The 23,912-nt window shown below is 72.9% G+C and carries 20 protein-coding genes; 10 read left to right on the top strand and 10 right to left on the bottom strand.

Annotated features, from left to right (window positions below):
* The first annotated feature begins 2 nt into the window (after nt 1-2).
* Genes AB0J66_RS19145 through AB0J66_RS19135 form a run of 3 tightly spaced genes read left to right on the top strand, consistent with a single transcriptional unit; the run spans nt 3 to nt 4,340 of the window.
* On the top strand, nt 3-2,732 hold the full coding sequence (locus AB0J66_RS19145; protein ID WP_364662003.1) for a LuxR C-terminal-related transcriptional regulator: 2,730 nt from the start codon (nt 3-5) through the stop codon (nt 2,730-2,732).
* A gap of 25 nt (nt 2,733-2,757) precedes the next feature.
* Nucleotides 2,758-3,555 (top strand): alpha/beta hydrolase, encoded by a 798-nt coding sequence (locus AB0J66_RS19140; protein WP_364662000.1) that lies wholly within the window; start codon nt 2,758-2,760, stop codon nt 3,553-3,555.
* Nucleotides 3,552-4,340, top strand: coding sequence for an oxidoreductase (locus tag AB0J66_RS19135; protein WP_364661997.1), 789 nt, complete (start codon nt 3,552-3,554; stop codon nt 4,338-4,340). Before AB0J66_RS19140 ends, AB0J66_RS19135 begins: the two co-directional genes overlap by 4 nt.
* Before the next feature lie 144 nt (nt 4,341-4,484).
* Here AB0J66_RS19135 and AB0J66_RS19130 read toward each other — a convergent pair whose 3' ends face one another.
* Together AB0J66_RS19130 and AB0J66_RS19125 are read right to left on the bottom strand one after the other, a co-directional pair.
* A complete protein-coding gene (locus tag AB0J66_RS19130) occupies nt 4,485-4,721 on the bottom strand; it encodes a hypothetical protein (RefSeq protein WP_364661995.1) in 237 nt (78 codons plus the stop codon).
* 114 nt (nt 4,722-4,835) lie between these two features.
* Complete coding sequence (locus tag AB0J66_RS19125; protein WP_364661992.1) at nt 4,836-5,519, bottom strand: SDR family oxidoreductase; 684 nt, start codon at nt 5,517-5,519, stop codon at nt 4,836-4,838.
* A 70-nt stretch (nt 5,520-5,589) separates the two neighbouring features.
* Here AB0J66_RS19125 and AB0J66_RS19120 point away from each other — a divergent pair, with 70 nt between their 5' ends.
* Complete coding sequence (locus AB0J66_RS19120) at nt 5,590-6,372, top strand: LysR family transcriptional regulator (RefSeq protein WP_364662184.1); 783 nt, start codon at nt 5,590-5,592, stop codon at nt 6,370-6,372.
* Between the two features lie 20 nt (nt 6,373-6,392).
* A complete protein-coding gene (locus AB0J66_RS19115) occupies nt 6,393-8,039 on the top strand; it encodes a DEAD/DEAH box helicase (protein WP_364661989.1) in 1,647 nt (548 codons plus the stop codon).
* A 127-nt stretch (nt 8,040-8,166) separates the two neighbouring features.
* Here AB0J66_RS19115 and AB0J66_RS19110 read toward each other — a convergent pair whose 3' ends face one another.
* On the bottom strand, nt 8,167-8,961 hold the full coding sequence (locus AB0J66_RS19110; RefSeq protein WP_364661987.1) for an alpha/beta hydrolase fold domain-containing protein: 795 nt from the start codon (nt 8,959-8,961) through the stop codon (nt 8,167-8,169).
* Complete coding sequence (locus AB0J66_RS19105; protein ID WP_364661984.1) at nt 8,958-9,260, bottom strand: antibiotic biosynthesis monooxygenase; 303 nt, start codon at nt 9,258-9,260, stop codon at nt 8,958-8,960. The genes AB0J66_RS19110 and AB0J66_RS19105 overlap by 4 nt, the downstream gene beginning before the upstream one ends.
* 90 nt (nt 9,261-9,350) lie before the next feature.
* On the opposite strand from AB0J66_RS19105, the gene AB0J66_RS19100 reads away from it, so the two are divergent.
* Nucleotides 9,351-10,265, top strand: a complete 915-nt coding sequence (locus AB0J66_RS19100) for an AraC family transcriptional regulator (protein ID WP_364661982.1) — start codon at nt 9,351-9,353, stop codon at nt 10,263-10,265.
* On the opposite strand, the gene AB0J66_RS19095 is transcribed toward AB0J66_RS19100, so the two are convergent.
* The 5 genes from AB0J66_RS19095 to AB0J66_RS19075 form a co-directional block, all read right to left on the bottom strand.
* Nucleotides 10,223-11,302, bottom strand: a complete 1,080-nt coding sequence (locus AB0J66_RS19095) for an NAD(P)/FAD-dependent oxidoreductase (RefSeq protein ID WP_364661979.1) — start codon at nt 11,300-11,302, stop codon at nt 10,223-10,225. The two genes, AB0J66_RS19100 and AB0J66_RS19095, sit on opposite strands and share 43 nt — an antisense overlap.
* Before the next feature lie 382 nt (nt 11,303-11,684).
* Nucleotides 11,685-12,626 (bottom strand): hypothetical protein, encoded by a 942-nt coding sequence (locus tag AB0J66_RS19090; RefSeq protein ID WP_364661976.1) that lies wholly within the window; start codon nt 12,624-12,626, stop codon nt 11,685-11,687.
* Complete coding sequence (locus AB0J66_RS19085; protein WP_364661973.1) at nt 12,623-13,162, bottom strand: PadR family transcriptional regulator; 540 nt, start codon at nt 13,160-13,162, stop codon at nt 12,623-12,625. The genes AB0J66_RS19090 and AB0J66_RS19085 overlap by 4 nt, the downstream gene beginning before the upstream one ends.
* A gap of 25 nt (nt 13,163-13,187) precedes the next feature.
* The gene (locus tag AB0J66_RS19080; RefSeq protein WP_364661970.1) at nt 13,188-14,522 is read right to left on the bottom strand and encodes a hypothetical protein; all 1,335 of its coding nucleotides are present in this window, start codon (nt 14,520-14,522) and stop codon (nt 13,188-13,190) included.
* An 11-nt stretch (nt 14,523-14,533) separates the two neighbouring features.
* Nucleotides 14,534-17,263: an AAA family ATPase gene (locus AB0J66_RS19075; RefSeq protein ID WP_364661969.1), complete on the bottom strand. Its 2,730-nt coding sequence runs from the start codon at nt 17,261-17,263 to the stop codon at nt 14,534-14,536.
* Nucleotides 17,264-17,345: 82 nt separating this feature from the next.
* Between AB0J66_RS19075 and AB0J66_RS19070 the strand changes: the two genes are divergently transcribed.
* Together AB0J66_RS19070 and bla are read left to right on the top strand one after the other, a co-directional pair.
* A complete protein-coding gene (locus AB0J66_RS19070) occupies nt 17,346-20,129 on the top strand; it encodes a beta-galactosidase (protein WP_364661966.1) in 2,784 nt (927 codons plus the stop codon).
* 143 nt (nt 20,130-20,272) lie between these two features.
* Complete coding sequence (bla, locus tag AB0J66_RS19065) at nt 20,273-21,043, top strand: class A beta-lactamase (protein ID WP_364661963.1); 771 nt, start codon at nt 20,273-20,275, stop codon at nt 21,041-21,043.
* Between the two features lie 19 nt (nt 21,044-21,062).
* Here the strand turns inward: bla and AB0J66_RS19060 are convergent, their stop codons facing one another.
* Nucleotides 21,063-21,590 (bottom strand): GNAT family N-acetyltransferase, encoded by a 528-nt coding sequence (locus tag AB0J66_RS19060; protein ID WP_364661960.1) that lies wholly within the window; start codon nt 21,588-21,590, stop codon nt 21,063-21,065.
* Between the two features lie 240 nt (nt 21,591-21,830).
* On the opposite strand from AB0J66_RS19060, the gene AB0J66_RS19055 reads away from it, so the two are divergent.
* Both AB0J66_RS19055 and AB0J66_RS19050 read left to right on the top strand, forming a co-directional pair.
* A complete protein-coding gene (locus tag AB0J66_RS19055; RefSeq protein ID WP_364661957.1) occupies nt 21,831-22,133 on the top strand; it encodes a hypothetical protein in 303 nt (100 codons plus the stop codon).
* Nucleotides 22,134-22,282: 149 nt separating this feature from the next.
* Nucleotides 22,283-23,911, top strand: coding sequence for a lectin (locus AB0J66_RS19050; RefSeq protein ID WP_364661955.1), 1,629 nt, complete (start codon nt 22,283-22,285; stop codon nt 23,909-23,911).
* The last annotated feature ends 1 nt before the right edge of the window (nt 23,912 follow it).

Here is a 23,912-nt window from a genome sequence, read left to right as displayed (position 1 = left end):
TCATGACTCCGTTGCAGGGCCGGTTCCCCGAACGTCAGCTCCTGGAGACGTTCACCGGGACCGTCCGCGACGGCCGCAGCGCCGCCCTGGTGCTGATCGGCGAGGCCGGGATCGGCAAGACCCGGCTGCTCGACCACGCGGCGGCGACGGCCGGCGACCTGCGGATCGCGCGGACGGCCGGCGCTGAGTCGGAGTCGCACCTGGGGTTCTCCGGCCTGCACCAGCTGCTGCGGCCGTTCCTCGACCGGATGGACCGGCTCCCCGATCCGCAGCGGTCCGCCCTGGCCACGGCGTTCGGCCTGGTCACGGCCTCGCCGCCGGACCTGTTCCTGGTCGGGCTGGCCGCGCTGACCCTGCTGGCCGACGCGGCGGCCGACCTGCCGGTGATCTGCCTGGTCGACGACGCTCACTGGCTCGACCGGGAGTCGCTGGGCGTGCTGGCCTTCCTGGGCCGGCGGCTGGGCGCGGACGGCCTCGGGCTGCTGATCGCCGCCCGCGACGAGCCCGGGGCCCGGGCCGTGCTGCGCGGCCTCGACACCCATCCGCTGGACGGGCTGGCCGGCGACGACGCCCGCGGGCTGATCGCCTCGGCGGCCGCCGGGCGGCTGGATGCGCGCGTGGCGGGCCGGATCGCAGCCGAGAGCGGCGGCAACCCGCTCGCCCTGATCGAGATGACGGCCGCTCTCTCCCCCGACCAGCTGGCCGGCGGGTCGGTGCTGCCGGAGTTCCTGCCGATCGGCGACAGCCTGGAGGCCCACTTCGCCCGCCAAGTGCGGCTGCTGCCCGCCGACACCCGGCAGTTCCTGCTGCTCGTGGCGGCGGCCCCGCCCGGCGACTCGGCGGTGCTGTGGCGGGCCGCGAGCCGGCTCGGTCTGGCCCCGACCGCCGCCGACGAGGCGGTCTCGCAGGGCATCCTGCTGCCCGAACTCGCCCTGCGGCACCCGCTGATCCGCTCGGCCGCCTACACCACGGCCACGCCGGCCGAGCGGCGCGCGGTCCATCTCGCGCTGGGCGAGACCATCGAGCACGACCCGGGCCGCCGGGCCTGGCACCTCGCCGAGTCCGTGGTCGGGCTGGACGACGGGGTGGCCGGGCAGCTGGAGCAGGCGGCCGAGCGGGCCCGCACCCGCGGCGGCTACGCCACCCAGGGCGCGTTCCTGTCCCGGGCGGCCGAGCTGACCTCGGACGGGCCGCTGCGGGCCCGGCGGTTCCTGGCCGCGACCCGGCCGTACATGCTCGTCGGGGACATCGCCACGGCCGCCCGGCGGCTCGACCAGGCGACCCCGGGTCTGGACTCCCCGGCGCTGAAGGCGGCCGGGCAGCGGGCGCGGGCCACGATCGAGTGGTACTCCTCCGGCGTGGCCGCCAAGGCGCCGGCCCTCCTGCTCGACGCGGTGCAGCGGTTCAGCCCGCTGGACGACGGCACGGTCCGGGAGATGCTGTGGGAGGCGATGATCGCCGGCCTCATCTCGGGCCGGCACACGGCCGGGGTCACCCTGGCCGACATCGCCGACGTCGCGCTCAAGACGCCGGGACCGCCGACCCTGGCCGGCTTCCTGCTCGACGCTTTCGCCATGCGCACCGTGGGCGACTTCGACCGGGCCGTGCCGCTGCTGCGGGACGCAGTGGCGGCGATGCGCACCGGCGACCTCGGCGCCAGCAGCGAGCCGCTGACCTCGGTCGGCTCGTGGGCCGCGCTCGAGGTGTGGGACGACGAGGGGTTCGGCGCCGTCCTGGACCGGATGGACGCCTTCGCCCGCGGCCAGGGCGCGCTGCACGCCTTGAAGTCCACGTTGGACGTGGTGGCGGCCTGGCGGACCATCACCGGCCGGTTCGCCGCGGCCGAGGCCGTGCACGACGAGGCGGACCAGGTCGCGGCGGCCATCGGCCTGCCCGGCAACGGCGTCGAGCACCGCCTGGAGCTGCTGGCCTGGCAGGGCCGCGAGGCCGAGAGCCGGGCGGCGGCCGAGTTCACCGAGCGGGTCTGGGCCACCGAGCTGCGGTACGGGGTGCTGGGCAACCACGCGTCGTACGCCACGGTCATCCTGGAACTGGGCCTCGGCCGCTACCCGGAGGCGCTGGCCGCGGCCCGGCCGTTGCTCGACGAGGACACCATCGGCATCGGCAACCGGGTGCTGACCGACGTCATCGAGGCCGGGGTGCGCGCCGGCGACCGGGCGGCGGCCGAGTTCGCCTTCGAGCGGCTCTCCGAGCGGGCCCCGGCCAGCGGCACGCCGTGGGCCCTCGGGTTGCTCGCCCGCGGTCGTGCGCTGCTGGCCGGCGACGGCGCCGAGTCGCACTACGCCGAGGCGGCCGACCTGCTCGGCCGTACGGCTGTGCGGACCGAGCTGGCCCGCACCCACCTGGTGCACGGCGAGTGGCTGCGCCGCCGGGGCCGGCGCACCGACGCCCGCGACCAGCTGCGTACCGCGTACGACCTGTTCCTGGGTTTCGGGGCCGCCGCCTTCGCCGAGCGGGCCCGGGTCGAGCTGCGGGCCACCGGCGAGTCGGCCCGCAAGCGCGACGACCCGGCCCCGGCCACCCTGACCCCGCAGGAGCTTCAGGTGGCCACCCTGGCCGCCGGCGGCGCGACCAACACCGAGATCGCCACCCGGCTGTTCATCACCGCCTCCACCGTCGAGTACCACCTGAACAAGATCTTCCGGAAGCTCGGTCTCACCTCCCGGCGGCAGATCGCCGGGAGACTGGGGTCTTTCCCCGGGGCGAGCTAGGCGCCGACCGTGGTGCGGTAGGCGCATGACTGAACCGACACCCGTCATCTTCATCCACGGCCTCTGGCTGCACGCGTCCTCCTGGTCCGACTGGGAGGAGGCGTTCCGCGCCGCCGGCTATCAGACGTCGGCCCCGGGCTGGCCGGGCGACCCGGACACCGTGGCCGAGGCCCGGGCCAACCCGGAGAGCATCGCCGATCACGGCATCGACGACGTCGTCGCGCACTACGCGGCGCTCATCTCGGCCCTGCCGGTCAAGCCGATCCTGGTCGGCCACTCCTTCGGCGGCATGATCGCGCAGAAGCTGCTCGGGCAGGACCTGGCCGCCGCGGCCGTGGCGATCGACGCCGCCCAGATCAAGGGCGTGCTCCCGCTGCCGCTCTCCGCGCTGCGGGCCACCCTGCCGGTCTTCCGTAACCCGGCCAACAAGCACAAGGCGGTCTCGCTGACCCCCGAACAGTTCCGCTTCGCCTTCGGCAACGCCGTGAGCGAGGAAGAGTCCCAGGAGCTGTACGACAAATGGACGATCCCGGCCCCCGGCAAGCCCCTCTTCGAGGCGGCCGCGGCCAACTTCGACCCGCACTCACCGGCCAAGGTGGACACCGCCAACGAGATGCGCGGCCCGCTGCTGCTCATCATGGGCGGCAAGGACCACACCGTGCCCGAGGCGGTCACCAAGGCCACCCTCAAGCAGTACCGGCACTCCGACGCGGTCACCGACATCCTCGAGTTCCCCGACCGGGCCCACTCGCTGACCATCGACCACGGCTGGCAAGAGGTGGCCGAGGCGTCGCTGGGCTGGCTGAAGCGGCAGGGCCTGTGAACCTCCACCTCTACGGCAAGACCGCGGTCGTCACCGGCGCCAGCAAGGGCATCGGCCTGGCCGTGGCCCAGGCCCTGGCCGGCGAGGGCGCCAACGTCGTCACCGGCTCCCGCGACACCACCCCCGAGCTGACCGCGCTGGCCGCCACGGCCACCGTCCGCCCCGTGAAGGCCGACCTGTCCACCCCCGAGGGCCCGGCGGCGCTCATCGAGGCCGCCGTGACCGAGTTCGGCGGCGTCGACATCCTGGTCAACAACGTCGGCGGGGTCCGCCCCCGCACCGGCGGCTTCCTGTCGGTCACCGACGACGACTGGCTCACGGCCCTGACCATCAACCTCCTTTCGGCCGTACGCATCACCCGCGCCGCCCTGCCCTCGATGCTCGACCGCGGCGCCGGCAGCATCATCACGATCGGCTCGGTCAACGCCCACCTCCCCGACCCGCTGGTCATCGACTACAGCGCGGCCAAGGCCGCCCTGTGGAACTTCAGCAAGTCCCTGTCCAAGGAAGTCGGACCCCGCGGCATCCGCGTCAACACGATCAGCCCCGGCCCGGTCAGCACCGCCCTCTGGCTCGGCGCCGACGGCGTGGCCGCCACGGTCAGCGCCGCCGGCGGCCCCTCCCCGGAGGAGGTGGCCGCCCAGGCCGCCGCCGGCTCGGTGACCAACCGCTTCACCCGCCCCGACGAGGTCGCGGCCCTGGTCCTCCTGCTGGCCGGTGACCGGGCCGAAAACGTCACCGGCGCCGACTTCTCCATCGACGGCGGCCTGACCACCACTCTCTAAGGCATTCCCGTTCTGGTTCCGGGCGGCCAGACACAAACCCTGGCCCCCGGCACCACATCACCTTCGGCCTCGAGGCACCCCCGCGCTCACTTGGTCCGCTCAAACAAGCCAAGCCGGCCGCCTTCACCCCGAGGCTTAGTTTCCTCAGCGGTTCTGGATGATGATCGCTGCGGCGAAGGCGACCGCCGCGATAGCAAGGACAACCGTCAGTGCGAAGTAGGCGAGGGCGGTATCGAGCGCGCCGCCTTCGCATGCTTCAGCGACAATCACGGCGATGGTTTCCGCGAAAGCGGCCGCAGCGACTAATACGGCCTTCCCGAGAGGGTCACTTCCGCGCGGCCCATCCGTACTGCCGTGGCTCATTCCGATCGCCGTAGTCATCGGACTCGGTGGCGCCGCCGCTCTCCGCAACCCTTCGTGGAGCGGCTCCTCGTAGAGCAGTGGGCCATCTTGCGGCAGGCTCATCGGCCATGGACATCGGCGAACCGAAGTTGTTCATGCGAGTAGTGCCCCGCCGTCGACGGGGAGGATGGTGCCGGTGGTGAAGGGCTGGGACATCAAGTAGAGGTAGGCGTCGGCTACGTCCGTGACCTCGCCGACTCGGCCCAACGGCACGGTGGCGGCTGTGTCCGCGTACAGCTGGGATGTGATCTCGGCGGGACCCCACATCGGCGAGCGGGTCACGCCGGGCTTGACCGCGTTGACGCGGACCGGGGCCAGCTCGACCGCGAGGGCTCGCGTCAGGGCCTCGATGGCGCCGCAGATGCTGGCGGGGATGGACCAGCCGGGGCCGGGGCGGTCGGCCGCGGTGCCGCTGGTCAGGGTGATCGAGCCGCCGGGGGTGAGGTGCGGCAGGGCGCCCTGGATGGCGGCGATCGCGCCGAAGTAGCGCAGGCCGAAGAAGGCGCGGGCGTCGACGGAGGCGATCGGGGCCAGGGCGAGCTGCTCCCCCGCCGTGTAGACCAGGTGGTCGAAGGGGCCGATCTCGTCGAAGAGGCCGGCCGGCGGGTGGGCCAGGTCGGCGGCCAGGCCGGTGACGCCCAGGCGGGCGGCGGCGTCGGAGGGGTGGCGGGAGACGATGACCACCTCGGCGCCGCGTTCCGTGGCCGCCTCGGCCGTCGCGTAGCCGATGCCGGAGGTGCCGCCGAGGATGACCACCCGCTGTTTCGCAATGTTCATGCCTCCACGCTGCGCCCCGGCCGGCGGTCGCGTCCAAGACCTGTTCCGTCGGCTGTAATACCCTGGAGGCATCGACGTCGACCTGCGGAAACTGCGCTACTTCGTGGCCGTCGCCCGGCAGCTTCACTACGGGCGGGCCGCCGCTGAGCTGCACATCGCCCAGCCCGTGCTGTCGCGGCAGATCCGGGCTCTGGAGGACGAGCTGCACGCCCAGCTGTTCCGGCGGGACCGGCGCTCGACCGAGCTGACCGACGCCGGGCGCCGGCTGCTCGAGGACGCGGTGCCGCTGCTGGCCGCGGCCCAGGCGATGCAGCGGCGGGTGGCCCGCAAGTTCGTGGTCGCCTTCATGCCGGGGCTGATCGTCACCGACGCTGTCCGGCGGCTGCGGGAGCGGCAGCTCGAGGTCGAGGTGCTGCGGACCAGCTGGCACGACCAGGCCGAGGTGCTGCGCGACGGCCGCGCCGACGTCAGCTTCGTGCGTCTTCCGATCGACGAGCAGGGCCTGGCCGTACGCCTTCTGCACAGTGAGCCGCGCGTCGTGGTCCTCCCGGCCGGTCATCGCCTGGCCGGCAAGGAGTCGGTGGCCATGGCCGATCTGCACGGCGAGCGCCTGCTCCAGGACCCGTCAGCGGTGCCCGAGTGGCGCGGCGAGGCCACCCCGGTCCCGGCGCTCGCCGTGGAGGAGAAGCTGGAGAACGTGGCGGCCGGCCGGGGCATCGTCGTCCTGCCGCTCTCCACCGCCACGTACTACACCCGATCGGACGTCATCTGGGCCCGGATCGGTGACATCCCGGACGGGCAGGTCGCCGTGGCCCGGGTGGCCGGGCGACCCGACCCGCTGGCCGATTATTAAGGGCTCGTATCCTGGCTGCCATGGACGAAGACCTGTTCGAGTCCGAGGCAGGCTTCGCGGGGTTGGGGCTTCGATCGGAGCTGCTGCGCGCGCTGGCCGGGCTCGGTTATGAGGAACCCACGCCGATCCAGCGCGGGGCCATCCCGCCCCTGCTGGCCGGTGAGGACCTGGTCGGCCAGGCGGCCACCGGCACGGGTAAGACCGCCGCGTTCGCGCTGCCGCTGCTGCAGTCGCTGACCCGGGACGGGGCCGAGGGGCCGCAGGCGCTGGCCCTCGTGCCGACCCGGGAGCTGGCCGAGCAGGTCTCCCAGGCCGTCCACCGTTACGGGCGTGAGCTGGGCGTGCGCGTGCTGCCGGTCTACGGCGGGCAGCCGATCGGGCGCCAGTTGCAGGCCCTGGCCCGCGGCGTGGACGTCGTGGTCGGCACCCCGGGCCGGGTCCTCGACCACATCAACCGGGGCACGCTGCACCTCGGTGACGTCCGCACCGTCGTGCTGGACGAGGCCGACGAGATGCTCGACATGGGCTTCGCCGAGGACATCGAGGCGATCCTGGCCGAGACCCCGGCCGAGCGCCAGACCGTGCTCTTCTCGGCCACGATGCCGCCCCGGATCGACGCCATCGCCCGGCGCCACCTGCGCGAGCCGGTCCGGATCCGGATGGGCCGGGAGGACGCCTCGCCGGGTGAGCTGCCGTTGGTCCGCCAGAGCGCGTACATCGTGGCCCGGCCCTACAAGACCGCGGCCCTGGGCCGGATCCTGGACGTCGAGGCGCCGACCGCGGCGATCGTCTTCTGCCGTACGCGGGAGGAGGTCGACCAGGTCACGGAGACGCTCAACGGGCGCGGCTACCGGGCCGAGGCGCTGCACGGCGGCATGAGCCAGGACCAGCGCGACCGGGTCATGGCCCGGCTCCGCGGCGGCAGCACCGAGCTGCTGGTGGCGACCGACGTGGCCGCCCGCGGGCTCGACGTCGAGCAGCTCACCCACGTGATCAACTTCAACGTGCCGGCGGCCCCCGAGGCGTACGTCCACCGCATCGGCCGCGTTGGCCGGGCCGGTCGCGAGGGTGTCGCGATCAGCCTGGCCGAGCCCCGCGAGCAGCGCATGCTCAAGGCGATCGAGCGGCTGACCGGCCGCCGGATCCCGCTCGAGAAGCTGCCCACGGTGACCGATCTGCGGGCCCGGCGGCTCGAACTGACCAAGGTCGCCCTTCAGGGCGCCCTGGAGGGCGACGACCTGGAACGCTTCCGGGTGGTGATCGACTCGCTGACCGAGGAGCACGACCTCGAGCAGGTCGCCCTGGCCGCGGTGAAACTCCTGCACGAGGCCGCCGGCGGCGACGTGGACGAGCAGGAGATCCCGGAGTCGTCGGCCCCGCGCCGAGACCGCGATCCGCAGACCCGCCAGCGCCCCACCGACTCCGGCGTGACCCGCCTGTTCGTCGGCATCGGCCGCAAGTCCGGCCTGCGCCCGCAGGACCTGGTCGGCGCCATCGCCGGCGAGTCCAACCTGCCCGCCCGCGACATCGGCGCCATCCAGATCACCGACCGGTTCTCGCTGGTCGAGGTCCCCGAGCAGGCGGCCGACCGGGTCATCAAGGCGCTGTCCCGGGCCACCATCCGCGGCAAGCGCCCGACGGTCCGCCGGGAGCGTTTCACCCGATAAACCCCTCCAGCCAGGCGGTACGGGTTCGGCGCGCGGCCACCGAGAGAGGCGCATCCGGGAACAGGGCGTCGAAACCGTGGACGCCGCCGGCCCAGACGTGCAGTTCGGCGTGCCCGGCGCGCCGGGCTTACTCGGCCGCCTCGTCGCGGAAGAGCTCGGCCGACCCGGCGTCGACGTAGGTGGGCGGCAGCCCGGACAGGTCGGCGGCCCGCGCCGGGGAGACGTACGGCGTGGGCTCGCTGTCACCGAGCAGGCTGCGCCAGGCGAACGCGTTCATCTCCGGCGTCCACACCTCGAACGTCTCGTCGCTCCGGGTGCGGTGGTCGAGCATGGGGCCGATCAGCACCTGAGCCGCGATGGCCGGGCCGCCGCGGTCCCGGGCCATCAGGGTGACGCCGGCGGCGAGGCCACCGCCGGCGCTCGCGCCCGCCACGACCAGGCGGGCGGGGTCGATGCCGAGCTCGTCGGCATGCTCGGCGACCCAGGTCAGGCCTCGGTAGCAGTCGTCGACCGGCTCCGAACCGTGCGCCTCGGGGGCCAGCCGGTAGTCGACCGAGACCACGACCGCGCCGAACTCGGTCAGCCACTCCAGCGGGATGTCGATCTGCGAATAGCGGTTGCCCATGACCATGCCGCCACCGTGGATCCAGTAGACGCAGGGCGCCGCCGGGGTCGGCGTGGCTGGGGCGAGCGCCGCGGGCGCGGTCGGGGCGGGCGCCGTTGCGACGGGTGCGGATGGCACGGGTGCGGATGGGCGCAGGATCGCCAGAGGGATCGACCCGGGGATGGTGACTTCCTGGCGGTTGACGTTGGGCGGCGGGGGCGGGGCGGCGTACGGCCGGATCTGGGTGAGGGTCGCGGCGTCGAGCGGGGGCATGGGCGGCAGGGCGGACAGGCGTACGGCCAGGTCGTTGTCGATCATGAGAAGACCGCCTTGCCGCCGACCGGGACCTCGTCGGTGTAGGTCGAGTCGCCGGCCAGCAACGGCTGCAGGCGGGCGACGAGGGTCTGCGCCGTCTCGGAGGCGAAGAACGCGGCGTGCGCCTCGCGGCTGGTCCAGCCCTCGGTGACGTGGACGACGTCGGGGTCGGCGGCCGAGCGGCCGACCAGGAACACCGCGCAGTCCGGGTGCGGCAGCGAGGGCGCGCCGAGCAGCAGCGCGACGAGCTCGTCGCCCCGGCCGGGCCGGGCGGTCATCGTGGCGTGAAATCCGTGCATCATGCTCTCATCGAACCGCGCCCACCGGTCGTTCGGGTTGGGCAAAGCCACCGCACTCTTGCCTGATCCCACCACGATAGGGAGGATTGTGCGATGAAGCTCGACGCGCTGAGAGCACTGCTGTCCCGCCACGCCCGGCCCGATCAGCTCACCCCGATCGAGGGCGTGCTGATCTCGAAGGTCGACCGCACCGGCCCGCCGGCGCCGGCCATGTCCGGCGCGGTGCTCGCGGTGATCGCCCAGGGCTCGAAGCGGCTCGCCCTGGGCGACCGCGTCTACGAGTACGGCGCCGGGCAGTACCTGATCGCCTCGGTCGACCTGCCGGTGACCGGCCAGTTCACCCGGGCCAGCCCCGACGAGCCCGCCCTCGGCTTCGGCCTGCTGCTGCACCCGGCCGCCATCGCCGAGGTCCTGCTGCACGCCCCGCCCGGCGACCTGCCCCCGTCCCCCGGCGGCACCCCCTCCGGCCTGGTCGTCAGCGACGCCCCCGACGAGCTGCTGGACGCGGTGGTCCGGCTGCTGCGCCTGATCGAGCGCCCCCGCGACATGGCCATGCTGGCCCCGCTGATCAAGAAGGAGATCCTCTGGCGGCTGCTCAGCGGGGAGCAGGGTGCGGCCGTACGCCAACTCGGGCTGGCCGACAGCAGCCTCACCCACATCGCCCGCGCCGTCCAGTGGATCCGCGACCACTACACGCGCGCGTTCCAGGTGGAGGAGCTGGCCCGGCTGGCCGGGATGAGCCCGTCCGCCTTCTACCGCAACTTCCAGGCCGTCACCGCGACCAGCCCCATCCAGTTCCAGAAGCAGATCCGCCTGCAACAGGCCCGCCTGCTGCTGGCCGCCGCCCCGGCCGACATCACCGGCGTCAGCCGCACCGTCGGCTACGACAGCCTGTCCCAGTTCAGCCGCGAGTACCGCCGCCAGTTCGGCGCTCCACCCAGCCAGGACGCCGCCCGCCTGGCCGCTCAGCTGCCGAAGAACGCGAGCATGTCCTCGGCCGTGGGCTGATAGGCGGCGGCCACCGCGTGGGCCTCGCTGCGCGGGAACAGCGCCTCCTCGTACTCCGCGAGAGCCGCCTCCAAGTCGTCCGGATGGGCCGCGATGGCCGTGCCCAGCTCGGCCGCGTCCTGCATGGCCAGGTTGGCGCCCTCCCCGTCCGGCGGGGCCAGATGCGCGGCATCGCCGAGCAGCGTCACGCCGGGCGTGCGGTCCCAGCGCAGCCCGGCCGGCAGCCCGAAGTGCGGCCGGTGCACCGGCGCGGTGTCGCTGTCGGTGATGAACGCGACCAGCTCGGGCGCCCACCCGTCGAACTCCCGGGCCACCCGCGCGGCGTCCAGGTCGGCGAACCAGTCCAGCGGCTCGTGCAACTCGATGTACGCGTGCAACGTCCCACCGGCCTCCCGATGCACGTTGATCTGCTTCCCGGCGAAGTCGGCCGCGATCGTCGTCCCCGGCCCGGCCACCCGGTCGACCGCCGGGTGACGCCGCGCCACGTCGTACAGAAAGGTCTCCACGAACGAGGTCCCGGCGTAGGCCGGCACAGCCTCCGTCAGCAGTGGCCGCACCCGCGACCAGGCCCCATCCGCCCCCACCAGCAGCCGCGTGACCACGGTCCGCCCACCCTCGAAAATCACCTCATGGCGTCCACCGCCGAGCCCCCGTACCGCCTCGACCTTGTGCCCCCACCGAACGGTCCCCGCCGGCAGCGAATCGAGCAGGATCCGCCGCAGCTCCCCCCGCGGCACCTCAGGCCGCCCACCGTTCCCGTCGTCGGCCTTGTCGAACAGCAGCGACCCGTCCGGGGCGAGCCCGCGGTAAGCCTCGCGCCCTTCCAGAACCGCCGCCCGGAACTCCGCGGTCAGCCCGGCCGCCGCCAGCGCCGGCTGCCCGTTGCCCTCGTGAATGTCGAGCATCCCGCCCTGCGCCCGAGCCTCCGGCGACGCCTCCGCCTCGTAGACCGTGGCCGCAATGCCGTTGACGTGCAGCACCCGGGCCAGCGTGAGCCCGCCGAGCCCGCCCCCGATAATCGTGACTGGTGTGTTCATGCGCCCAGGTTGACCCCCACCGCTCACACGGCGCGCACACCGCACTGACACGCGCACCCCACCGGCACCCGGCCCGTGTCAGCGACTTCCGCGCCCCAACCCCGCTGCCGCCCCACCGCCCCACCGCCCCACCGCGCGGCTGCCCCACCGCCCCGTCGTCCGACCACGCCGCCGTCCGACCTCCGAGCCGCTGGACCTGCACTACTGGAACCCGGAGGACTTCCCCGAGCCCGGGCCGACCGGCGCCAGCGAACTCGCCGGCGCCTCGTTCACCGCCGACGGCCGCCACCTGTTCCTCAACGTGCAGTACCCGGGCGTCACGTGCGTGATCACCGGGCCGTGGCGCTGACCGATCGACGGTGGCCGGCCGGTGCTGCCGCGGTCACGCGCGACCTTGGGCCGCGATGAGAGATCGATAGGTCTCGTAGGCCGGTTTGCGGGCGTAGTCGCCGGCGCAGAGGCCGAACGTGCCGAGGGCGGAGCCGGCGGCCGAGTCCGCGTCGGAGAGGGCGAAGAGCTCGAACTGCGCTGCCCCGGCAGTGGCGGACGCGTCGATCAGCGCGGTCAGCGACGAGACCTGGCCGGCCGGCGTGCGGTGGGCGCCGCTGGGGCTGCCGGCCTCGGCGATGTGGAACGGGAGGTCCGGTGGGAAGTGGGCCTCGGCGAGTCGATCGCGAAGGTGTTTCACGGCGTGCAGAGTGGCGGCGTGGACGTCGGGATGGGGTGAGAAGCCGTCGGGGTAGAGGCCGAGCCCCGCATAGTCCACATGCGCGGCGAAGTCGGCGTACGGCAGGGAGATGAGGTCCCGCCAGAACGGGTCGTCGCCGCCGAGCCACTCGGCGGGCTCGGCCAGCGAGAAGCCGACCTGGACGCCGTCGCGGACACGTGTGCGCGCGTAGGGCAGGCCTCGCGTGAGCGCGGTGAGAACGCCGGGCGAACTGCCGTCGATGTGCGGGATGGGGAAATTCGCCTCGAGTGTGACCTGCAGATATTTCACCAGGTGGCCGTACCGGTCGAGGGCTCGGTCGATGAAGCGGAGCCAGCCGTCGAGGTCGGCCACCGGAGGGAGGTAGCTCAGCACGAGGTCGAGCTCACGCCCCCCGGAGATGTACCAGTCGTCGGGCATGGTCAGGTGATCGAGGTCGCCGGCGGCTCCTATCTCTTGCTCCAAGGCGGTGTTGCCGCCGCACCAGCGGACATATTCGCGGATCACGAAGGGTTGGCCGCCGGCCAGGTCGTCGACGAGCGGGCCGATGTGGACCGGGTCGGCGGGACCGGCGCAGGTCGCTCCGGCGCGGCTGCCGACGTAGATGCCGAACTTCATGCGAGTACCTCCAGGTCGCCGCCGGCCAACCGGTCGGCGGTCTCGGTCAGCCAGGCGATCTCGGTGGCCAGCACCCGCAGCCAGTAGTGGACCTCGATCATCTGGATCTCGGGCAGGCCGGGTGGGATCACCGGGGTCTCGCGCCGCAGGCGCTCGGCCCGGGTCCGCAGCACCGCGATCGCCTCGGTGACAGGCAGGATGCCGAGGTACGCGACGCCGGTCAGGAAGTCGGCCGACGCGGGCAGGGCCTCGGTCAGCGTCTCGTGGACACGTGAACGGAACAGCGAGATCCCGGCATCGGTGGGCCGGTACGTGGTCCGCGCGGGGCGGTTGCCGACGCTCTCCGGCGTGTCGGGATGGAGCAAACCGCCGTCGGCCAGGGTTTTCAGGAGCGTGACGACGCTGCTGCGCCGGGTCTTGAGGTGCGGGTAGCGGGTTTCCAGGCGGGCGGTGACCTCGTACGCGTGGGTGGGCTGCTCGACGAGCAGGCCGAGGATCGGCAGCACGAGGCTGTTACGGGTGGCGTCCAGCGGCATGCCGTCACTCTATAGACGTATACGTCTATTGGCTACCCCGGCCCCGGATCAGGCGGCTCAGGTCGGAGCGGCCGATGTCGTCGAGCGCGGGCGGCAGCTCGGCGAGCCGGCCCCGCACCTCCAGCCACTCCCAGACGGCCGCCGGCTCGCGACCGTGGGGGAAGCGGGCCCGTTCGTAGCCGGGGATGCCGAGCCGGTCGGCCAGATCCGGCCAATCGGCATGCAGGCGCCGCGTGACGTCCAGCTTCACGGACCCGGTGACGGCCGACGCGAACGCGGGCTCGGCGGCGGCGGAGGTGAGCGTGGGCCCGGCGGCGGCGGAGGTGAGCGTGGGCCCGGCGGCGGCTACCCCGGCGCGGCTCGGGAGGAGTTGGGCCAGGAGAGCGAAAAGGACCTCGGCCGAGGCGCGGGCGGCGAAGTGTTTGAAGCGGTCGTCCTTGGCGAAGTCGGCGTGGTCCATCACGCCCTTGGCGACCAGCCAGTGCGGGACCTCGCGGTCATGGGCCACGGTGGCGATGGTCGCGGCCTCCATCTCCAGGGCGAGGATCTTGCGAGCGCCCATGGCCTTGAGGCGGGCCCAGATCTCCGGGTCCTGGATCACCGCGCTGCCGCTGGCCATCGGTCCGGGCAGGACGGCGAAGGGCAGCCGCTCCGGCCCGTCGATGTCGTCCAGGGCCCGCATGATCCTCGTTCGCCCGGCGGCGGTCAGCGCCCAACCGCCGGCCACCGGCGGCTCACCAGCGTCAGTGCGCGCCGGGTGGGCATAGTCCGCGCTCCCGGACCAGGCGATCAGACCGTCGGCCTCCAGCTTCGACAACCGCGGGGTCCAGGTGCCGCGGGGAAAATACCGGTCCCGCGCCGGGTGGGTCTTGGGGTTCTGGCCCCGGTACAGGCGCTCCAGAAGCCAGACGTCGGACTCGTGCGACCCGGCCTCGCCGAAACTGGGCAGCTTCGAAGGGCGGAAGTCCTGCACCGCGCGCAGCCAGCGGTCGCTCAGCGGGTACTGCTGATGGGCGCCCTGGAACACCGCGCCGGACAGCTTGCCCTCGTCGTACTCGTACGCGGGCGAGGCGACGACGACATCGCCGGGGGCGGTGTCGGCCGGGTCGCCGGCGCAGACGCCGCTCATGGCCAGGCAGGCCGGGGTGAGTTGTTCGGTCAGCGCGGCCGCGAACGCGCCCGTCCTGCGCCCGCCCATCTCGGTCGGCCGGGCCAGCGCCACCGTCAGCCGGCCCCCGTCGGCCGCGTCGAGCTCGCCGATGAGGTAGGCGTCCTCCTCCTGCCAGCCGGAGGCGGCGGCGCGGGCCGCTTCGTACTCCAGGGGCAGCGCGGCGATGACGAGAACATCGACGGAGCTCATGCCTGGACACCTTAGCCACGGGGGGTCTCGCGGGGCAGGGCCTCGCGCAGCTGACGCCTGGAGGTGACCCCGAGCTTGGTGAAGACCTTGCGCAGGTGCCATTCGACCGTGCGGGGGCTCAGGAACAGCCGTTCGCCGACCTCCGGGTTGGAGAGGCCGTCGCGGACCAGGACGGCGATCTGCCGTTCCTGGGCGGTCAGCTCGTCGTGGCCGGTGGACCCCGGGGCCTGTTTGCGGACGGCCTCGCCGACGGCCAGCAGCGCGCGCCGGGCCCGTTCGGCGAAGGCCTCCAGGCCCATCTCGGTCAACATCTCATGAGCGGTACGGAGGTGTTCGCGCGCCTCGTCGCGGGGTCCGTGGTCGCGCAGCCATTCGCCGTACAGCAGCTCGGCCCGGGCCAGTTCGGAGCGCAGGCCCGTACGGCCGAGGCGCGAGATCGCCGTACGGAACAGGTCCGGCGCCGAAGCCGCGTCACTCAGCAGGGCCCGGCAGCGGGCCAGCGTGCCCTCGGCCCAGTCGGTGCCGGCCGGTCCGGCCGCGTCGGTGAGCCGCCGCAGCGCGTCCCGGGCGATCTCGGGCTCGCCGGCCTTGGCCGCCGCCTCGACCAGCTCGGGCAGCGCCCAGTCGGCGACCCAGAGCACCGCCATCCCGGCCGAGATCCGCGCCGCCGCCATCGCCTCGGCGAAGCGGCCGAGGCCGTTGTTCAGCACCGCCGCCGACCACTGGGAGATCGTCACGCCGAGCGCCTCGCCGCCCGCCTCGGCCGTCGCGATCGTCCGGGCCAGCAGCTGGGACGCCTCGGGCTCGCGGCCGCGCAGGGCGGACAGGCGCAAGCGGACGTACGGGGAGATGGGCAGCCCGAGCGCGGACGCCACGGTCTCGGCCTCGGCGGCGATCGCGGCGACCCGGTCGAGGTCGCCGGTGAACGAGGTGGACATGCCCGACGCGGTCAGGTCGAGCGGCAGGTGGGCCAGCGCCCCGGCCGACCGGACGGCCGCGACCTGGCGGTCCGTCAGGGCCCGCAGGGCTTCGTCGTCCCAGATCGACGGGGGTACGCCGTTGGCCACCCAGCCCCACACGAGGGCGTCGCCCAGCGGCAGATCGGCCATCAGCACGGCGGCCTGGCGCAGCCGCCGGACCGCCTCGGCCCGGTGACCGGTGAGGATCTCGCCGTAGCCGTCGAGGACCAGGTCGAGCACGCGCGGCGGCCCCTCGCGGGCGGGCAGCGCGGCGGTCGACCGGGCGGTCGCGGCCATGGTCTCCCGGTCGCCCGCCATCAGGGCGGCGCCCCAGGCCAGCAGATAGGTCTCCCGGGCCAGGTCGAGGTCGTACGGCTCGAGGCGCTGGGCGGCCGCCAGCAGCGCCCCCGGCGCCTCGTCGGTGCGGCCGGAGGCGAACGCGATGTGCCCGCGGATCAGCTCGGCCCGGGCCCGCGGGAACTCGCCGTCGGCGTCGCGCCGGGCCAGGTCGGCCAGGCGGCGCGCGGCCTCGAGGTCGCCGGCTTGCAGGGTGGCCTCGGCCGCGGCCAGGGCCCGGCCGATGCGCCGGCCGGCGTCCAGGGTGAGCTGTACCGACCGTTGCAGGAAGGCCGCCGCCGCGGCCCGGCCGCCGCGGGCCTGAGCCCGGCCGGCCGACCGCTCGAGCTCGGCCGCCACCTCTTCGTCGGGGCCGGCCGCGGCCGCCGCGCGGTGCCAGGCCCGGCGGTCGGGGTCGATCGCGGGGTCGGTGACCTCGGCCAGGGCCAGATGGACGGCCCGGCGTGCGCGGGGCGGGCCGGCCTGGTAGACCGCCGAGCGGACCAGCGGATGCCGGAAGGTGACCCGTTCGTCGATGGCGAGCAGCCCGTCGGTGCCGCCGGCGAGCGCGGCCGCCGGGTCGATGCCGAGCCGTTCGGCGGCCGCCCACAGCAGCACCGGGTCGCCGAGCGGTTCGGCCGCCGCGATCAGCAGCAGCGTCCGGGTCTGGTCGGAGAACTCGGCGATCCGGTTGAGGAAGCTCTGCTCAATCTGGCCCGGCAGCGAGTCGCCGGCCCGCAGCAGGCCGAGCCCGCCCGCGATCTGGGTCGGCGACAGCCCGCGCGGGAGCTCGACCAGGGCGAGCGGGTTGCCGCGGGTCTCGGCCACGATCCGGTCCCGGATGGACCGGTCGAGCCCGGCGTGGGTGAGCGAGTCGAGCAGGGCGTGGGCGTCGCCGTCGCGCAGACCGGTGATCTCGAGCTCGGGTAGCCCGATCAGGGCCGGTTCGCGCTCGCGGGTGGCGAAGACCAGGGCCACCGACTCGGCCAGCAGCCGCCGGGCCACGAAGCTCAGGGCCTGGGCCGAGGCCCGGTCGAGCCACTGCGCGTCGTCGACGACGCACAGCAGGGGGGACTGCTCGGACGCCTCGGAGAGCAGGCTGAGCACGGCCAGGCCGACCAGGAACCGGTCGGGCGGGGCGCCGGCGCGCAGGCCGAGCACGGTCTCCAGGGCCGCCCGCTGCACGTCGGGCAGCCGGGGCAGCAGGTCGAGCAGCGGCCCGCAGAGCTGGTGCAGGGCGGCGAAGGCGAGCTCCATCTCCGACTCGACGCCGGCCGCCCGCAGCACGCGCAGACCGGTGGCCCGGCCGCGGGCGTAGTCGAGCAGTGCGGTCTTGCCGACGCCCGGCCCACCGTGGACCACCAGGACCCGGCTCTCCCCGGTCCGGACGGCCGCGATCGTCCGGTCGAGCGCGGCACATTCCCGTCGCCGTCCGAGCAGCTGCACCTCAACATCGTTGTCCAGGCGCGGCGGGATGAGAATCGTGCGTAAGGCGGATCACAAACCCGCCTCCCGTAGCGTGTGGCAGATGACCTTGGTCCGCCGCGCCGCGCTCGTCCTGGTGCTCCTTCTGGCCGGGACGCTGGCAGCCGACGCGCCGCGGCCCGCGGCCGGGCACACGGTGACGTACGACAAGTACTCGCTCATGCTCGACGGCAAGCGGACCTATATCTGGTCGGGCGAATTCTCGTACTGGCGCCTGCCCAGCCCCGGCCTGTGGCGCGACGTTCTGCAGAAGATGAAGGCCAACGGCTACAACGCGGTCTCGCTCTATTTCAACTGGGCCTACCACTCCCCTGAGAAGGGTGTGTACGACTTCACCGGCGTCCGCGACGTCGATCTGCTCCTCGACATCGCGGAGGAGACCGGGCTGTACGTGATCGCGCGCCCCGGCCCGTACATCAACGCGGAAACCAGCGGCGGCGGCTTTCCCGGCTGGCTGAACACCGATCCGGCGCGGGCCCGCAGCGACGCGCCGAGCTATCTGGCCGCGGCCGACGAATGGATGTCGCGGATCGACGCGATCATCCGGCGGCATCAATACACCAACGGCACCGGCACGGTCATCCTGCAGCAGATCGAGAACGAGCTCTTCGCGGTCGGGCCGTCGCAACAGCGCTACATGAGACACCTGGCCGCGAAGGTCCGGGCCGACGGCATCACCGTGCCCATCTTCCACAATGACGTCGGGCGCAACGGCTACTGGGCGCCGCCGGGACCGGTCGACCTGTACGCCTTCGACGCGTACGTCGGGCCGCAACGGTGTTCCGACCCGATGAAACAGGCGCCCGACTTCGGGATCTGGGGGTCGAAGGGCGCGGCCGCCTCGCCGGATACCCCGGGCTTCACGGCCGAGTTCGGCGGCGGCTGGTTCGACTACTGGGGCGGCCCGGGCGCGTACGAATGCCTCGCGGAAAAGGGCGCGGGGCCCGGCTACGAGAAGGTCTTCTACGGCACGAACATCGCCAACGGACTGAGCATCCAGAACTTCTACATGACCTACGGCGGGACGTCGTGGGGCTGGCTGCCGTCGCCGATCGTCTACACCTCGTACGATTACGGCGCGGCGATCAGCGAGGCCCGGCAACTGCGGCCGAAGACGACGGTGATGAAGCAGCTGGGCCTTTTCGGGCAGAGCTTCGAACCGCTCACCAAGCTCGTCCGGGGCCCGGCCGTCACGCCGTCCTCGCCCAGGGTCAGGGTCTATCACGACGTCAATCCCGACTCGGGCGCGCACCTTTTCGTGGCCCGCGCCGCGGCCACCGAGAATTTCACGCTGCCCATCGCCACGGCCGACGGGAATTACACCCTGCCCGTACGCCTCGACGGGCTGGACGCCAAACTGCTGATCGCCGACTACGACATGGACGGGCAGCACCTCGTCTACTCGACCTCCGAATTGGTGACCCATTTTCCGGGCACCGCGCTGTTCGCCGGCCGGGGCGAAACCGTTCTCCGCTACAGCAGCGCGCCGACCGTCTCGGACAATGTGGAGAGCCGTTACGACGCCGCCACCGGTGACCTGCATGTGAACCACACGAGGGAAGGCCTCGTGGAGGTGCGGATCACCGGGGGCGGCCGGCCCCCGCTCACCCTGCTGCTCACCGACGACGTGAGCGCGCTCTGGCGCTACGACACGGCGGCCGGGCCGGTCATCGTGAGCGGACCGGCGCTGGTCCGTACGGCCTCGGTCGAAGGGTCTTCGCTCTTGCTCACCGGCGACACGAGCGCGCCCACGGACCTGCGGACCTGGGGGCCCGCGGGGGTGGACCGGGTGCTGTGGAACGGCCAGGCCGTCACCGGCAAACTGCCCGGGCCGTACGCGGTGAGGCTCCCCGCCCTCACGTGGCGCTCGGCGCCGGACCCGGCCGTCCCGGCCTGGCGCGCCGCCGACCGCACCACGACCGCCTCCACGACACCGCCACCGGCCGGCCAGCCCGTGCTCACCGCCGACGACTACGGCTTCCACCAGGGCGACATCTGGTACCAGGGCCGCTTCACCGGGGACGTCGAATCGCTGAGCTTCCGGTACGGGGGTGGGGGCGCCGGTCTGCTGCAGGTGTGGGTCGACGGCGCCTACGCCGGGCAGGACGTGGTGCCGAACGGGGTGCCGTCGCCACCGCGGACGGCCGAGGCGACCTTCAAGGTGCCGGCGGCGGCCCGCGGCGAGGGCGCCCACGAGGTCACCGTGATGGTCCGCAACAACGGGCGCAGCCAGGACATGGCGGCCGACGACGCGCACAAGGAGGGCCGCGGGCTGATCTCGACCTCGCTCGGGGCCGCCGCGACGTGGCAGATCCAGGGCAACCGCGGTGGCGAGGACCTGGTCGACCCGGCCCGCGGCATCACCAACGCGGGCGGGCTGGGCGGCGAGTATTACGGCTTCCACCTGCCCGGTTATCCCGACAGCGGCTGGTCGTCCGCCTCGACGGTTGCGCCCGGCACCACTTGGTATCGCACCACCTTCGACCTCGCCGTCCCGGCGGGTCACGACGCGTCACTCGGCCTGACCATCGGGGATCCGGCGACCGTACGCTCCTCGGCGAACTACCGTGCCTTGATCTTCCTGAACGGCTGGAACCTCGGGCAGTACATCGCGAACGTGGGCCCGCAGAACACCTTCGTGCTGCCGAACGGCATTCTGAACCCGTCCGGTCGTAACACCCTGGCCCTCGCCGTGACCAGCAACGGAGGGCCCGGCGACGGTTTGGAGAAGGTCACCTTGAGCGACTTGGGCACTGTCCGCGGCGGCGTACCCGTCCCCCTCGTTTCCGCTCCCGGCTGGAACGCCTCGACCTGGGGTACGCCATGATCCGGCTCCGCGGGACGGCGGTCCTGATCATCGCCGTGGCTCTGGCCGGCTGCTCGCCGGCCGATCCGGGGCCGGCCGCCTCGTCCGCCTCTCCCGCTGCTCCGTCCTCTGCCTCTGCTGCGTCTCCGTCGGCCGGTCCTGCCGTGGCTCTGCTTTTCGCCGGGCTCGAGGAGCGATTCAGGGCGCGGCTCGGCGTCTACGCGCTGGACACCGGCTCCGGGCGGACGGTCGCCTACCGCGCCGACGAGCGCTTCGCCCATGCCTCGACGTTCAAGGCGCTGCAGGCCGGCGTCGTGCTGCGCCGCACCGCCGACCTCGACCAGGTGATCACCTATCGGCGGGGCGACCTGATCGCGCACTCCCCCGTCACGTCCGAGCATGTCGGCGACGGTATGACCATCGGCGGGCTGATCACCGCGTCCCTGCAGTACAGCGACAACACCGCCGCCAACCTCCTCTTCGAGCACCTCGGCGGCCCCGGCCGCCTGGAGCGGGAGCTGCGCGCCCTCGGCAACAGCGTCACGACGATCGACCGCGTCGAGCCCGCCCTGAACGAGGCCACCCCCGGCGACACGCGCGACACCAGCACACCCCGCGCCCTCGGCACCACCCTGCAGCGCCTCGCCCTCGGCGACGCCCTTCCCGCCCCACGGCGCACCCTCCTGATCGACACGATGCGCGGCAACACCACCGGCGCCCCCTACATCCGCGCCAGCGTTCCCCGCGGCTGGGCCGTCGCCGACAAGACCGGCAGCGGCGGCTACGGCACCCGCAACGACATCGCCGTCCTCTTTCCGCCGGCCGGCGCCCCGCTGATCCTGGCCATCCAGTCCGACCGCGGTCGGCCGGACGCCCCCTCCGCCGACACCCTCATCGCCGACGCGACGCGGACCGCGGTCGCCGCCCTGCGCTGAACCGGCCCGCAGAGATCGATCACGCGCCAGCCCCGCCGCCCGGCCCGCTGAGGTCGATCACGTAGAAGAGGAGGGCTCCCCGGTCGTCGTGCTCGGTGCGGTCGACCCGCAGGCCCAGGCGTTCGACGATGCGGCGGGAGGCCGTGTTGGCCGGGCGGATGCTCGACCAGACGCGCTTCAGGCCGGCGGCGCGACACTCGGCGAGAACGGCCCGGGCCGCCTCGGAGGCGAAGCCGCGGCCCTGGTCGGAGTGCCGGATCATGTAGCCGATCTCGGGTTCGGCGTAGCCGGTGCGGCCCTTGAGCATTCCGCAATTCCCGATCAGCGCGCCGGAGTCGAGATCCCGCAGGGCGTACCAGCACAAGCCGTGTTCCGCCTGAGCCTTGGTGCGGTTGCGGATCCACTGCTCGGTCTGCGAGAGCGCGGTGAACGGCCCGGAGCCGATCGTGTGCGTCAGCGGATCGGCGAAGAGCTCGTGCAGCTCCTCGAGGTCGTCCATCGTGAAGTGCCGCAGCCGCAGCCTCGGCGTGGTCAGCGACGATCGCATCGGTCCTCCCCAGGTAGGCAGCACGCAGCGTAACGAGGTGTGACGGCGGATCGTCGGGCCGGGACCTCGCTGCCCACACTGACCGGAATCCGACAGGGACACCTTCTGAGCTGGCGTGTCACGGCGCGTGGGGATGAATGAACCGGGAGCGCGGTTAGCCGATCTTCGAAGCGGGGCACGCAGCGCCGTACAGCCGCGGTCACTCCCCGTTCCGCGGCCGGTTCTACAGCGAGGAGCGCCATGAGCATCGACAAGACCGGCAGCGGTACGGACGAGCTGCTTGCCCCCGAGGACGAGGCGACCACACCCGAGACGCCCCGGCCGCGGCTGCGGCATGCGGTCACCACGCGGGCCGCGCAGCTCCGCGAGACGGCCCCGGCCAAGGTGCGTCAGGCGGGCGGCGCGGTCCGCCGCAAGCCGGTTCCCGCCGCCGGCGCTCTGGCGGCGGTCGGTGCCGTGATCGCGGTGGTGCTCGTCCGCCGCCGGGCGGCCCAGGCCAAGGCCGCGCGCAGCCGGTGGGTGCCGGCACGCTTCCAGCGCTGACACGGTCCCGAGACTGCTGTCCCCGTGGGTGTTGCCGCGCCCACGGGGACCTGTCGTTCCCCGGCGCCAGTGGCACTTTCTCTTAAGCTTTTATGAAGCCCTTCTGGGACGTATTTACCCATATCTGCGGTCAAACTAGCGTCGAAGACATGAAGCTTTCTCGCCGCGCCCTCCTGGGCGCCGCTGTGGCCGGCACCGCCGCCGTGGCCACCGGCGTCACGCTCGACGCGTTCGCCGGCGATACGCCCGCCGGCCAGGCCTCCGGGCCGGGCGACGTCGTCGGCAAGATCACCGTCGGGTACCAGGGCTGGTTCACCGGCAAGGGCGACGGCGCCCCGCTCGACGGCTGGTGGCACTACGGCCAGATCTGGCAGAACCCGCCGTCACCGGCCAACCAGGCCCTCAAATCGTGGCCCGACGTCCGCGATTACGAGAAGACGTACGCCACCGGTTACGCAAACCTGGGCGACGGCCGCCCGGCCACGGTTTTCTCGTCGTACGACCAGCAGACCGTCGACACCCACTTCCGGTGGATGCGGGAGAACGGGCTCGACACCGCGGCCCTGCAGCGCTTCAACCCGGTCGGCGGGGAGGGCCCCGTCCGCGACGCGATCACCGTCAAGGTGCGGGCCGCGGCCGAGAAGCACGGCCGCAAGTTCTACATCATGTACGACGTCACCAACTGGAAGGACATGCAGCAGCAGATCAAGGACGACTGGACGGCCAAGATGAAGGCGCATACCGCGTCCTCGGCCTATGCCACACAGGACGGCCGGCCCGTCGTCTGCATCTGGGGTTTCGGCTTCAACGACGACGCCCACCCGTGGGACGCGGCGGTCTGCCTCGAGGTCATCACCTGGTTCAAGGCGCAGGGCGTCTACCTGATCGGCGGTACGCCGACGCACTGGCGCCGGGCCGACGGCAAGGACGATTCGCGCGCCGGATTCCAGGATGTCTACCACGCGTTCGACATGGTCTCGCCGTGGATGGTCGGCCGGATCGGCGACAGCGCCGGCTCCGACTGGTTCCACGACAACGTGACCGTGCCGGACGTCGCCGACTGCACCGCCCACGGCATCGACTACCAGCCGTGCGTGCTGCCGGGTGATCTGCAGGAGGGCCAGCGCCGGCACGGCGACTTCATGTGGCGGCAGTTCTACAACGTGATCCGGGCCGGCGCGCCGGCCGTCTACATCTCGATGTTCGACGAGTACAACGAGGGCAACCAGATCGCCAAGACGGCCGAAACCGGGGCCGACGTGCCGGTGGGCAGCACGTTCCTGGCCCTTGACGAAGACGGCACCCGCTGCTCGGCCGACTACTACCTGCGCCTGGCCGGCGACGGCGGCCGGATGCTGAAGGGCCAGATCGCGCTGACCGCCACCCGGCCCACTGCGCCGGTCGTGGCCGCGGACACCGTGGCTCTGCGGTCCCGCGCCAACAACAAATTCGTGACCGGCTCGCCGCTGACGGCATCGGCGGCCACCGCCGCCGAGAAGTTCACCATCGTCGACGCCGGTTCGGGATCGGTGGCGCTCCGGTCCGCCACGACCGGCAAGTACGTGTGCGCCGAGAACGCCGGCGGGTCGCCGCTTGTGGCCGACCGGGACGCGATCGGCAGCTGGGAGAAGTTCGTCCGGGTCGGCAACGCCGACGGCTCGATCAGCCTCCGCTGCGCGGCCAACGGCAAGTATGTGTGCGCGGAGGACGCCGGGGCCGGCTCGCTGGTCGCCAACCGGACGGCGATCGGCCTGTGGGAGAGTTTCGACCTCGTGTAGG

The organism is Actinoplanes sp. NPDC049598 (genome assembly GCF_040675435.1).
Taxonomy (GTDB): Bacteria; Actinomycetota; Actinomycetes; order Mycobacteriales; family Micromonosporaceae; genus Actinoplanes.
This window is presented reverse-complemented; position numbering and strand designations above follow the sequence as displayed.